General features: G+C 71.9%; 8 protein-coding genes and 1 riboswitch. Of the genes, 1 reads left to right on the top strand and 7 read right to left on the bottom strand.

The window, feature by feature from the left end:
- Positions 1-5 precede the first annotated feature (5 nt).
- The 6 genes from AC24FB_RS11515 to AC24FB_RS11490 form a co-directional block, all read right to left on the bottom strand.
- Positions 6-2,078 carry a xanthine dehydrogenase family protein molybdopterin-binding subunit gene (locus AC24FB_RS11515; protein WP_425715435.1) on the bottom strand — a complete coding sequence of 691 codons (2,073 nt, stop codon included), beginning with the start codon at positions 2,076-2,078 and terminating at the stop codon, positions 6-8.
- On the bottom strand, positions 2,071-3,084 hold the full coding sequence (locus tag AC24FB_RS11510) for an FAD binding domain-containing protein (RefSeq protein WP_425715434.1): 1,014 nt from the start codon (positions 3,082-3,084) through the stop codon (positions 2,071-2,073). Before AC24FB_RS11510 ends, AC24FB_RS11515 begins: the two co-directional genes overlap by 8 nt.
- The gene (locus AC24FB_RS11505) at positions 3,081-3,593 is read right to left on the bottom strand and encodes a (2Fe-2S)-binding protein (RefSeq protein ID WP_425715433.1); all 513 of its coding nucleotides are present in this window, start codon (positions 3,591-3,593) and stop codon (positions 3,081-3,083) included. The genes AC24FB_RS11510 and AC24FB_RS11505 overlap by 4 nt, the downstream gene beginning before the upstream one ends.
- A 116-nt stretch (positions 3,594-3,709) precedes the next feature.
- Positions 3,710-4,582 carry a bifunctional 5,10-methylenetetrahydrofolate dehydrogenase/5,10-methenyltetrahydrofolate cyclohydrolase gene (locus AC24FB_RS11500; protein ID WP_425715432.1) on the bottom strand — a complete coding sequence of 291 codons (873 nt, stop codon included), beginning with the start codon at positions 4,580-4,582 and terminating at the stop codon, positions 3,710-3,712.
- A complete protein-coding gene (gene glyA / locus AC24FB_RS11495; protein WP_425715431.1) occupies positions 4,579-5,880 on the bottom strand; it encodes a serine hydroxymethyltransferase in 1,302 nt (433 codons plus the stop codon). Before glyA ends, AC24FB_RS11500 begins: the two co-directional genes overlap by 4 nt.
- A gap of 49 nt (positions 5,881-5,929) precedes the next feature.
- Positions 5,930-6,032, bottom strand: a riboswitch (ZMP/ZTP riboswitch).
- Between the two features lie 33 nt (positions 6,033-6,065).
- On the bottom strand, positions 6,066-6,581 hold the full coding sequence (locus AC24FB_RS11490) for a GNAT family N-acetyltransferase (protein WP_425715430.1): 516 nt from the start codon (positions 6,579-6,581) through the stop codon (positions 6,066-6,068).
- 98 nt (positions 6,582-6,679) lie between these two features.
- On the opposite strand from AC24FB_RS11490, the gene purU reads away from it, so the two are divergent.
- Complete coding sequence (gene purU, locus AC24FB_RS11485; protein WP_425715429.1) at positions 6,680-7,543, top strand: formyltetrahydrofolate deformylase; 864 nt, start codon at positions 6,680-6,682, stop codon at positions 7,541-7,543.
- Positions 7,544-7,698: 155 nt separating this feature from the next.
- Here purU and AC24FB_RS11480 read toward each other — a convergent pair whose 3' ends face one another.
- Positions 7,699-12,657 (bottom strand): SpaA isopeptide-forming pilin-related protein, encoded by a 4,959-nt coding sequence (locus tag AC24FB_RS11480; protein ID WP_487560221.1) that lies wholly within the window; start codon positions 12,655-12,657, stop codon positions 7,699-7,701.
- Positions 12,658-12,856 lie beyond the last annotated feature (199 nt).

Raw genomic sequence — 12,856 nt, 5'->3', positions numbered from 1 at the left:
GACTGTCAGCCGCGCAGGAAGGCGTCCCCGAAGAGCGGCAGGTCGCGCACGCGCACACCGGTGGCGTGGTAGGCGGCGTTGGCGATCGCGGCCGGGGAGCCGACGATGCCGATCTCGCCGATCCCGCGCGCGCCCAGCGGTCCCGAGGCGGGGTCCTCCTCGTCGAGCCAGGTGACGTCGATCTCGGGGATGTCGGCGCTCACCGGCACGTGGTACTCGGCGAGGTCGTGGTTGACGACGTGGCCGAACCGAGGGTCGAGCTCGCTCTTCTCGAGGAGGGCCATGCCCGCGCCCATCGTCATGCCGCCGATGAGCTGCGACCGCGCCGTGCGGGGGTTGACGATCCGGCCGGCGGAGAAGACGCCCAGCATGCGGTCGAGCCGGATCTCGCCCGTGGACTCGTTGATCCGTACCTGGGCGAAGTGCGCCCCGAACGAGTTGAGCGACAGCTCCTTCGACGCCGGGTTGGGGTCGGCCGTCCCCTCCGCCTCGGCCCCGGCGGCGGGGTCGGCGCCGTGCTCGTCGTGGAAGTTCTCCGCGGCCGTCAGGACGGCGGCGCTCCAGCTGGACAGCCCGCTCGAGCCGCCCGCCACGGTGGCGTTCGGCAGGTCCGTGTCGCCGATCCGCAGGTCGATCTGGGACAGCGGCACGCGCAGCGCGTCCGCAGCGACCTGGCTCAGCGTGGTCCAGGTTCCGGTGCCGAGGTCCGCCGCGCCGATGTCGACGCGGTAGCCGCCGTCCGTGCGACGGATGCGCGCGACCGAGCCGGGCTGCCGGAACGAGGGGTAGAGCGCCGAGGCGACCCCCGTGCCGATCAGCCAGCCGTCCTCGGGTCGCGAGCGCGGGGCCGGATCGCGGTCGGCCCAGCCGAAGCGCTCGGCGCCGACGTGCAGGCACTCGATGAGCCGGCGCCGGTTGAACGGCAAGCCGGTGTCGGGGTCGGCGTCCGGCTCGTTGCGCTCGCGAAGGACGATCGGGTCCACGCCGCAGCGGGCGGCGAGCTCGTCCATCGCGATCTCGAGCGCCACCATGCCGGGCGCCTCGCCGGGGGCGCGCATCCACGACGGCACGGGGACGTCGAGGGGCACCACGCGCTGGGTGATCCGCCTGTGTCGTCCGGCATACATCATGCGCGCCGGCTTGGCGGCCAGCTCCGTGAACTCCTTGGTGCGCGAGGACATCGCGACCGCGTCGAACCCGAACGCGGTGAGCGTGCCGTCGGCGCGGGCGCCGAGCCGCACGTGCTGACGCGTCGGCGCCCGGTAGCCGGTGAGCGCGAACATCTGCTGCCGGGAGACGGCGTACTTCACCGCGCGCCCGGGCACGCCGCGCGCGGCCAGCGCCGCGAGCACGGCGTCGGCGTGCGGCAGTCCCTTGGAGCCGAAGCCGCCGCCGATGTGCGGGGCCACGATCCGCAGCTGCTCCGGCTCGATCCCGAGGACGGGGGCGAGCGCCTCCCGTGCCGGGTGCGCGCCCTGCGTCGACATCCACAGGGTGAGCCGGTCGCCGTCCCAGCGCGCGACGGTGGTGTGCGGCTCCATCGGGTTGTTGTGCTCCATCGGCGTCGCGTAGCTCTCGTCGACGACGACCTCCGCGTCGGCCAGGGCCGCGTCCAGGTCGCCGTCGTCGACGTCGTCCGCGCCGCCTTCCGGCTCGCGCAGCGACGGATGGTCGGCGCGGAAGTCGGCGTCGTGCTCCTGGTGCTCGTAGCGGATCTCGACAAGGCCGGCGGCGTGCCGCGCGACCTCCGGCGTCGTGGCGACCACGGCGCCCAGGTACTGGCCACGGAATCCGATCTCGGCGCTCTGCAGGACGGCGAGCTCGCCGTCGGAGGTGTCGCCGAGCGCCGGCGCGTCCCGGTAGGTGAGGACGTGCACGACCCCGTCGACGGACCCGGCGGCGGCGGTGTCGATGCCGGCCGCGCGGCCGCGGGCCACGGTGGCCTGCAGCGGGTAGAGGTACAGCGCGGTGCCGACCTCGTGCTCGTAGGCGTAGGGCACGCGGCCGCGGACCTTGTCGGCGCCCTCGAGGCGTGCCGGGTCGGTGCCGATCGCGGAGGCGGCGAGGAGCTCACTCATCGTCGCTCACCTCGATGCCGGTGAGCTCGGCGAGCACGGCGACGAGGGTGCCGCGCGCCATGGGGACCTTGAACGCGTTGCCCTCCAACGTCCTCGCCGCCTCGAGCTCGGCGTCGGCGGCGCGGCGGAACACCTCGCGCGTGGGCTCGGCGCCGCGCAGCACCTCCTCGGCCGGCCGCGCCCGCCACGGCTTGTGGGCAACGCCGCCGAGCGCGATCCGTGCGTCCCGGATCCTCGGCGTAGGGCCGGTCTCGTCGAGGTCGACGACCGCGGCGACGGAGACGAGCGCGAAGGCGTAGGAGGCGCGGTCGCGGACCTTCCGGTAGGTGGAGCGGGACGACGGCGTCGGCGGGGGCAGCTCCACCGACGTGATCAGCTCGCCGTGGGCGAGGACCGTGTCCGTCTCGGGCCGGTCGCCCGGGAGCCGGTGGAGCTCGACGACCGGGAGGCGGCGTTCACCGTCGGGCCCGAGGACGACGACCGTGGCGTCGAGTGCGGCCAGGGCGACGGCCATGTCGGAGGGGTGGGTGGCGACGCAGTGCTCGGACGCGCCGAGGACGGCGTGGTACCGGGTGTAGCCACCGATCGCCGAGCAGCCGGACCCGGGCTCGCGCTTGTTGCACGGCGTGCTGACGTCCTGGAAGTACACGCAGCGGGTCCGCTGCAGCAGGTTCCCGCCGGTGGTCGCCGCGTTGCGCAGCTGCCCGGAGGCACCAGAGAGCAGGGCGCGCGAGAGCACCGGGTAGTTCCGGCGGATGCGGGGGTGCGCGGCGAGGTCGCTGTTGCGCACCATCGCCCCGATCCGCACGCCGCCGTCGTCCAGGTCCTCGACCTCTGCCAGGTCGAGCCGGTTGATGTCGACCAGCAGGTCCGGCTCGCGCACGCCGAGCTTGAGGTGGTCGACGAGGTTCGTGCCGCCCGCGAGGAAGGCGGCGTCCGGGCGGTCCGCGACGGCGGCGACCGCGCCCTGCGGGTCGGCGGCCCGCTCGTAGTCGAAGGGTCTCATCGCTGCTCCTCCGCCACCTGCCGGACGGCCGCCACGATGTTGACGTAGGCGCCGCAGCGGCACAGGTTGCCGCTCATCCGCTCACGGATCTCCGCGTCGGACAGCTCCGTCGGTCCCTCGAGGTCGTCGCTCGCGGCGCTCGGTGCGCCGTCGGCCGCCTCCCGCAGCATGCCGGCGGCCGAGCAGACCTGTCCCGGCGTGCAGTAGCCGCACTGGAACGCGTCCTGCTCGAGGAAGGCCCTGTGCAGGGCGGCGGGTGCGTCGCCCTCGGCGAGACCGTCCGACGTGGTGACCTCGGCCCCGTCGTGGACGAGGGCGAGCGCGAGGCAGGAGTTGAGGCGGCGGCCGTCGACGAGGACGGTGCACGCCCCGCACTGGCCGTGGTCGCAGCCCTTCTTCGGCGACATCACGCCCAGCCGGTCCCGAAGGGCATCGAGCAGGGTGGTGCGCGGGTCGACGGCCACGGTGCGTTCCTCGCCGTCGACGACGAGTTCCAGCTGGTGATCCACAGGTACCTCCGCGGGATCGTGGGCGGCGTCGCTCGACGCTAGACCCGCGTCCGAGGGTCGGCAACCGCGGACCGACCACCCGGGGCCGGTCGGGGCCGGGTCGGAGCCGGGTCGACTTATGCGGCCGTACCGGTGGCGGTCGCCCGCTCCGCCGCCTCGACCGCGTTGCGGAACAGCAGCGCGATCGTCGTCGGTCCCACCCCGCCGATCCGCGGCGTGATGGCCCCGGCGACCTCGGCGCACGACTCGTCGACGTCGGGCAGGAGCTTCCGCCCCTCGTAGCGCACGCCACCGCCGACGACCGTGACGCCCGGCGAGAGGTGCTCGGGCCGGAGGATGCCGGGCACGCCCGCGGCGGCGATGACGACCTCCGCGCGGCGCGTGTACCGCTCCCAGTCCGGCACGCCGGTGTGGACGACCGTGACGGCGGCGTTCGCCGTCGCCCGCTTCTGCGACAGCAGCAGCGCGAGCGGCCGGCCGAGGGTGGTGCCGCGGCCGAGGATGACGACCTCGCGCCCCGAGATCGGGATGTCGTGGAACGCGAGCAGCGCCTCGATGCCCGCAGGCGTGCACGGGACGGGGCCGGGCATGCCCAGTGCGAGCCGCCCCATGTTGACCGGGTGCAGGCCGTCGACGTCCTTGTCCGGGTCGAGCGCGAGGAGCGCGGCGTCGAAGTCGATCTGCGGTGGCGTGGGGTGCTGGAGGAGCACGCCGTGGACGTCCGCCGCGTCGTTCATCTCGGACACGGCGGCGAGCACGTCGGCCTGGGTGGCGTCGTCGGGCAGGTGGATGTGGGGCGAGGTGAAGCCGAGCTCGGCGGCCTTCGCCTGCTTCATCCGGATGTACCCGGCCGAGGCGGAGTCGGAGCCGACGAGGATCGTGCCCAGGCCCGGCGTCGTGCCGCCCTCGACGAGGCGGGCGGCGCGCTCGCGGACGTCCGCGAGGACCGACTCGGCGACCGGGCCGCCGGGGAGCAGCCGGGCGGTCACTGGGCGAGGCCCTCGTAGAGCGGGAACTGGGCGGTGAGGGCGTCGACGCGGGCGTGCAGGGCCTCGACGTCGGCGCTCTGACCGTCCCGCAGGGCGATGGCGATGATGTCGGCGACCTCCCGGAACTCGGTCTCCCCGAACCCGCGGGTGGCGAGCGCGGGGGTGCCGATTCGCAGGCCGGACGTCACGCGCGGGGGACGCGGGTCGAACGGGACGGAGTTGCGGTTGACCGTGATGCCGGCCGCGTGCAGGAGGTCCTCGGCCTGCTGGCCGTCGAGCGCGTGGTTGCGCAGGTCGACGAGCACGAGGTGGACGTCCGTGCCTCCGGTGACGAGCGAGACGCCGGTCGAGGCGACGTCCTCCGCGAGGAGGCGCTCGGCGAGGATCTGCGCGCCCTGGACCGTGCGGCGCTGGCGGTCCTTGAACTCGTCGCCGTGGGCGAGCTTGAGGGCCACGGCCTTGGCCGCGACGACGTGCATGAGCGGTCCGCCCTGCTGGCCGGGGAACACGGCCGAGTTGAGCTTCTTGCCGAGCGGCTCGGGGTCCTTCGCGAGGATCATGCCGGAGCGGGGACCGCCGATCGTCTTGTGGATCGTCGTGGACACCACGTCGGAGTGCGGGACCGGGTTCGGGTGGAGGCCCGCGGCGACGAGCCCCGCGAAGTGCGCCATGTCGGTCCACAGGTAGGCGCCGACCTCGTCCGCGATCTCGCGGAAGGCGGCGAAGTCGAGCTGGCGGGGGTAGGCGGACCAGCCGGCCACGATGACCTTGGGCCGGGTGGCGAGGGCGGTCTCGCGGACGGCGTCCATCTCGATCCGGTGGGTCTGCTCGTCCACGCCGTACGCGGAGACGTCGTAGAGCTTGCCGGAGAAGTTGATCCGCATCCCGTGCGTGAGGTGACCGCCGTGGGCGAGGTCGAGGCCCAGCAGCGGGTCGCCCGGGGTGAGCAGCGCGTGGAGGACGGCCGCGTTGGCCTGGGCCCCGGAGTGCGGCTGGACGTTGGCCCAACCGGCGCCGAAGAGCGACTTCGCGCGGTCGATCGCGAGGTTCTCCGCGATGTCGACCTGCTCGCAGCCGCCGTAGTAGCGGCGCCCCGGGTAGCCCTCGGCGTACTTGTTCGTCAGGACGGAGCCGGCGGCCTGGAGGACGGCGCGCGGGACGAAGTTCTCCGACGCGATCATCTCGAGGGTCTCGCGCTGGCGGGTGAGCTCGCCCTCGAGGACCGCGGCGATCTCCGGGTCCACCTCCGCGAGCGGGGCGTCGAGCGAACGGGCGGTGGGGCTGGTCTCGGTGGTCATCTCTCTCCTCGGTCGGTCACGCCACGGCGTGAGCTCTCACGACTGTGGTGACCTCGACCCAGGCGGACGGCCGAAGACTTCTCCCCGTGGCGGACCACGGTCGCGTCGCTCCCCGGTGGTCGATCCACCTCTCGCCAGTCACGACGTGGTCAGCCTACCGGCCCGCGGGAGCCTCCGCCGTCCGGCTACTCGGCGCTGCGCGCGGCGTCGGCGCTCGCCCCGACCGGGTCCCCCTCGCCGAGGATGCGGCGCAGGTAGGCGTACGTGAGGTCGCCGGTGTGCTGGTCGAACTGGTGCTCGAAACCGTTCTTCTGGTACATCGCGAGGTTCTGCACCGAGTCCTGGCCGGTGGAGATCCAGACCTCCGCGGTCTCCTCGGGCAGGTACTCGAGGACCGACATGAGCAGCTCGGTGCCGATGCCCTGGTTCTGGAGGTCGGGGACGACGGCGAGGCGGCTGAGGGTCGCCCGGTCCCCGCCGAGCTCGACCCGGACGGAGCCGACGAGCCGGTGGCCGAGCCAGCCGCCGATCGTCACGACGTCGGCGCGCGCCAGGTCGGCGCGCAGCTCGGTGAGCGACTGCGTGAGGGCCGGCAGGTGCGGGTCCTGGTAGATCTGGGCCTCCGTGACGAACGCGGCACGACGGACCGTCATCAGCTCGCCAGCGTGCTCGTCGTCGACCACGTCGATGGTTACGTCCATGTCGGTAGTCTTCCATCCCCGACGCCCCCGCGTCGGACCTCGGCGCGCGGAGTGGTCACCTCGGCGGCGGCCCGACGCGGACGACTAGGGTGCCGCCGGTGAACCCCACAGTCGTCGACCCGCAGCATCTCGTCCTCGCCCTGTCCTGCCCGGACCGGCCCGGCATCGTGCACGCCGTCTCCGGCCTGCTCTCCGAGCACGGCGGCAACATCACGGAGTCCCAGCAGTACGGCGACCCCGAGACCGGCCTGTTCTTCATGCGGGTCCAGGTCCGCACGGAGCACGACGTCGACGACGTGCGGGCCGCCGTGGAGGGGCTCGCCGAGCGGTTCGACATGACGTACACGCTCGACGTCGTCGGACGCCCGCTGCGCACGATCGTGCTGGTCTCCAAGGAGGCGCACTGCCTCACCGACCTGCTGTTCCGGCAGCGCTCGGACCGCCTCCAGGTCGACGTCGCGGCCGTGGTGTCCAACCACCCCGACCTCGAGCCCCTCGCGCGGTTCTACGACGTCCCGTTCCTGCACGTGCCGGTGACGAAGGAGACCAAGCCGGAGGCCGAGGCGCGGCTGATGACGCTGGTGGACGAGCTCGGCATCGAGCTCGTGGTCCTCGCCCGGTACATGCAGATCCTCTCCGACGACCTGTGCCGCAAGCTCGCCGGGCGGGCCATCAACATCCACCACTCGTTCCTGCCGAGCTTCAAGGGCGCGCGCCCCTACGCCCAGGCGCACGCGCGAGGCGTCAAGCTCATCGGGGCGAGCGCGCACTACGTGACGGCGGACCTCGACGAGGGGCCGATCATCGAGCAGGACGTCGAACGGGTGACCCACGCCGACGAGGTCGCCGAGCTCGTGGCGCGCGGGCAGGACGTCGAGCGGCGCGTGCTGGCCCGGGCGGTGCGCTGGCACGCCGAGCACCGGGTGCTCCTCAACGGTCACCGGACCGTCGTCCTCCCCTGACGACTGCGGGGACTTTCCGTCACGAGGGTGGGGGTCCCTCGGCGGGTGAGCGGCTGTCCGTCTGACGAGTGAGCGCTCACCCCGCCCACGACGACGAAGCGGGCCCCGCACCCATCAGGGTGCGGGGCCCGCTCACGCGTGACCGTCAGGTCGGATCAGCGGCGGATACCCAGGGTGTCCGCGCCGTCGCCGTTCCAGTCGCCGACGAACACCTCGTCGCCCGAGCGGCCGTAGTGGACCTCGCGGTCCGCCCAACCACCGGTGAGGGTGTTGGACATCAGGTACAGGTTCCCGCGACGCGAGGCGAACGTGTCGCTGCCGTCCCCGTCCCAGTCACCCACGAGCACCTGGTCGGCCGCGCGCCCGTAGGTGAACTCCGCGTCCGCCCAACCACTGGCCAGGCTGTTGGACACGAAGTACCGGGCCCCACGACGCACCGCGAACGTGTCCGTCCCGTCGCCGTCGTAGTCACCGACCAGGACCTGGTCGTTCGCGCGGCCGTAGTCCAGCTCGGTCTCCGCGTCCCCACCGGTGTGGCGGTTGGTGAGGAAGTAGCTGTTCCCGCGTCGGACGGCGAAGGTGTCCACGCCGTCGCCGTTCCAGTCACCCACGAGCACGGTGTCCCCGGAGCGGCCGAACGTCAGCTCGATGTCCGCGTTGCCCCCGTAGAGGGAGTTGGACAGGAAGTAGGCGTTCCCGCGGCGGACCGCGAGCGTGTCGGACCCGTCGCCGTCCCAGTCACCGACCAGGACCTCGTCGCCGGGGCGCCCGAAGGAGAACTCGTGGTCGGCCCAGATGTCCCAGCCGTCGTTGAGGTAGAACCCACGACCCGGCGTCGGCGGGACCGGCTCCGGCTCGGGCTCCGGCTCGACGGGCGTCTCGGTGAGGTCGAAGCCGCCGGCGAAGCGCGCCGGGATGCCGGCGCTGAGCACGGCCTCCCGGGTCTCCTCGGCGTCGAACTCGAAGCCCTCGGGCACCGCGACGACCTGGACGGTCCAGGTCACGAGCTCGAGGCCGTCGACACGCAGGGTGCCCTCGGCGTCGCTCGTGTCCTGCTCGGAGCCCTCGACGACGTCGAGCGTGTCGCCGTTCGACCCGGTGAAGCGGTAGGTCACGCCGGCGACCGGCTCCTCGTCCGGACCGGTCGCGTAGACGCTCACGCGGCCGTTGCCCGGGAGGACGAACTCGCCCAGGTCCTGCTCGTCCCCGGTGATGGTGACCGAGAAGGGCTCGGACGCGCGCCAGGGGCTGGCCACGCCGATGTTCTCCACCGTGTACTCACCAGCCGGCAGGCCCATCACCGAGAAGGCACCGTTCGCCTCGTCCGAGTCGGACAGGTTGGCGATGTCAGTGTTCCGCGCGTCGTTGTCCGCGACGACGAAGACGTTGTCCTCGGCGTCGGTGAACTGCCACGTGGTGTTGCTGATCGCGTAGTCGGACGAGTCGGCCACCGTGAAGGAGACCGGGCCGGGGATCTCGGCGAGGACCCAGCCACCCGCGAACCGGGAGGACGTCCCTGCGTCGATCGTTGTCGTGAGGGCCTCGGCCGCCTCGACGTCGTAACCCTCGGCCTCGATGATCTCGACCGTGTACTCACCCAGCTCGAGACCACCGGCACGCACCGTGCCGGCCGCCGGAGCAAGGTCAGCCTCGGACCCGTCGACAACGTCGACGCTCGTGCCGTCGGCGTGCGTGAACCGAACCGTCACGCCCTCGATCGGAGCGTCGTCCTCGTCGGTCACCCAGGCCGCGATGCGGCCGTTGCCCGGCAGGACCAACTCGCCGAGGTCCTGCTCGTCCCCGGTGATGGTGACCGAGAAGGGCTCGGACGCGCGCCAGGGGCTGGCCACGCCGATGTTCTCCACCGTGTACTCACCAGCCGGCAGGCCCATCACCGAGAAGGCACCGTTCGCCTCGTCCGAGTCGGACAGGTTGGCGATGTCAGTGTTCCGCGCGTCGTTGTCCGCGACGACGAAGACGTTGTCCTCGGCGTCGGTGAACTGCCACGTGGTGTTGCTGATCGCGTAGTCGGACGAGTCGGCCACCGTGAAGGAGACCGGGCCGGGGATCTCCGCGACGCGGAGGCCACCGGCGAAGCGGTGCGGAGCGCCCGCGGTCAGCGTGACCGTGAGCTCCTGGGACTCGTCGAAGGAGTAACCCTCCGGCGCCTCGACCATCGTCACCGTGTAGGTGCCCAGTTCGAGCTGACCGAACTCGACGTAACCGTCGCGGTCGTTGCCGTCACCCTCGCCACCGTCGACGACGTCGCGGCTCTCGCCGTCCGCGTCGGTGATCCGGAAGGTCGCACCCGCCACGTACTCGTCCGCCTCGTCCTGCAGGTAGACGGTCGTGGACGCGTTGCCCAGCATGACGAACGGCTCGAGCGACTGCTCGCCACCGTCGACCGTCACCGTGACCGGCTCCGGGGCGCGGTAGGCCGAGGAACCGTGACGCTCGTTCGTCACCGTGTACTCGCCGGCAGGCATGCCGTCGACGACGATCGAACCGAACGCGTTGTCCGAGTCACGCAACGTCGTGACCTCGCCACCGTTGCTGCGGTTGTTGTCCGCCACGTAGAACTGCGTGCCGTCCTCAGCGGTGAACAGCCAGGCCGTCGACCCGACCGTGTCACCCAGGGTGTTGAGCACCGAGATGCTCAGCGGACCCGGGATCTCGGCCAGGACCCAGCCGCCGGCCCAGACGGCCGCCGCACCGGAGTCGATCGTCGTCGTGAGAGCCTCGGCCGCCTCGACGTCGTAACCCTCGGCCTCGATGATCTCGACCGTGTAGTCACCCAGCTCGAGGTTGCCCGCACGCACCGTGCCGGCCGCCGGAGCAAGGTCAGCCTCGGACCCGTCGACAACGTCGACGCTCGTGCCGTCGGCGTGCGTGAACCGAACGGTCACGCCCTCGATCGGCGCGTCGTCCTCATCGGTCACCCATGCCGCGATGCGCCCGTTGCCCGGGAGGACGAACTCGCCCAGATCCTGCTCGTCCCCGGTGATCGTCACCGAGACCGGCTCCGCGGCACGCCACGGCGAGGCCACCGAGATGTTCTCGACCGTGTACTCGCCGGCCGGGATGCCGGAGACGGACGCCTGACCGTTCGCGTCGTTCGCGTCGTCGAGGTCGGCCTGACGCGCGTTGTTGTCCGCCACCGTGAAGGTCTCGCCCTCGGCGTCGGTGAACTGCCACACCGTGTTGCTGATGGTGTAGTCGGACGAGTCGGCGACCGTGAACGTCACCGGGCCCGGGACGACCGGGATCTCGGTCAGGACCCAGCCGCCGGCGAACCGGGAGGAGGTACCGGAGTCGATCGTCGTCGTGAGGGCCTCGGCCGCCTCGACGTCGTAACCCTCGGCCTCGATGATCTCGACCGTGTAGTCACCCAGCTCGAGGTTGCCCGCACGCACCGTGCCGGCCGCCGGAGCCAGGTCCTGCTCGGACCCGTCGACAACCTCGACGGACTCACCCGAGGAGTGCGTGAACCGAACGGTCACACCCTCGATCGGCTCGTCCGCCTCGTCGGTCACCCATGCCGCGATGCGCCCGTTGCCGAGCATGACGAACGGCACGAGCGCCTGCTCGCCGCCGTCGACCGTCACCGTGGCCGCCGCCGGAGCGCGGTAGGCGGAGGAGCCCGCGCTCTCGTTGGTCACCGTGTACTCGCCGGCCGGGAGGCCGTCGACCACGATCGAGCCGAACGCGCTGTCCGTGTCCTCCAGCGTGGTGATCTCGCCACCGTTGCTGCGGTTGTTGTCCGCCAGGTAGAACTGCGTGCCGTCCTCAGCAGTGAACAGCCAGCCCGTGGAGCCGACCGTGTCGCCCTGCATGTTCTCGACGCTCACCGTGAGCGGGCCGGGAACGACGGGGGTCGCGGGGAGCACGAAGGCGCGGTAATCGACGAAGCTGAAGCCCGAGCGCGAGAACGTCCGCGAGCGGGCATCGTCGGCCGGGATCTCGTAGCCCTCGGGCGCCGCGACGATCTCGTACGTGCTGGCGCCGAGAGGCAGGCCCTCCACGCTGATGACACCCGGGAGCGAGTTGTGGTCGCCCTCGGCATTGTCGACAACATCGATCTGCGTGCCGTTGGCGGTCGTGAAGCGGACCGTTGCGCCCTCGACGTATGCACCGGCGGCGTCGTGCGTCCGGACCTGAGCGATGCCGTTGAGGTCGAGCACGATGTCCTCGAGCGACTGCTCGCCACCCTCGATGGTCGCCTCGAACGCCTCGGCGCGCTGCCAGGCGCGCAGCGAGCTCGTGTCGGTCACGGTGTAGTCGCCGGCGGGCAGACCCTCGACCGTGATCGCGCCCTGGGCCGGGTCGGTGTCCCCGAGGACGTTCTCACCGTCGGCGGTACCACCGTCGACGACGACGAACGCCGAGCCCTCGGCGTCGGTGAAGGTCCACTGCGTGCCGTTGACAGCCGCACCGTCCGTGCCGTTGATCGCGAAGCTGACGATCGGGTCCTCGACGACGGGGGCGTCGGTCCCCGGGCTCGGGGCGGCCATCGTGAAGTCGGCAGCGTTGTCGTCGGTGTCGACGAAGTCCGTGCGGTGCCACGACCGGGGGTCGGTCGAACCGCCCTGGCTCGCCGCGGCAGCGGTGCCCTCGTACGCGTTGACGGAGCCGGTGCCGACGAGGTCGATGATCTGCTCGTGCTGCGTCGTGTCGATCGACCCGGTCGGGAGCGCGATCGTGTCCTGCGTGTCGACGAGCGCGATGACGCCGAGGTTGTAGCTCGCCGTGGTGTTCTCGGCGTACTCGTCGGCCGAGGGGATGAGGTCCTCGCCGTGCGCGTCGACACCGCCACGCATGGCTACGACGTAGTACTCGCCGGGCTGGATGGTGCCGGAGAGGTCGTGCGTGCCGTGCGACAGCCCGCTGCCGCGTCCGCGGTACTGCAGCGACATCTCGCTGAGGTCGACGGGGGCGTCGGTCGGGTTGTAGAGCTCGACGAAGTCCTGCTGGAACGGCTGGCCGGTGGAGCCGCCGCGCGTGTAGTACTCGTTGATGATGACGTCGGTGCCGTCGGGGGCTGCCGCCGCGGGTGCCGCGACGACGGGGACGGCCAGAGGGGTGAGGACCATCGCAGCCACTGCGCCGAGTCCCACCCCCCGCCGTCCGTTGAGTGGGCGTTGAGACACGTTGAACTGCTCCTTGACCAGGGGGGAGGGAATCGACGAGCGCAGGACTCGCCTCAGCCATCCTCACATCGTCCGGAAACGAAACGCCCGGTCAACGCCATCTTGTCGTCAACTATGTTCCGGTCGTTCACCTGCCGTCCACCCGACGGTCCCGGCCAGGCAGCAG

The organism is Georgenia sp. Z1344, assembly GCF_057652375.1.
This window is presented reverse-complemented; position numbering and strand designations above follow the sequence as displayed.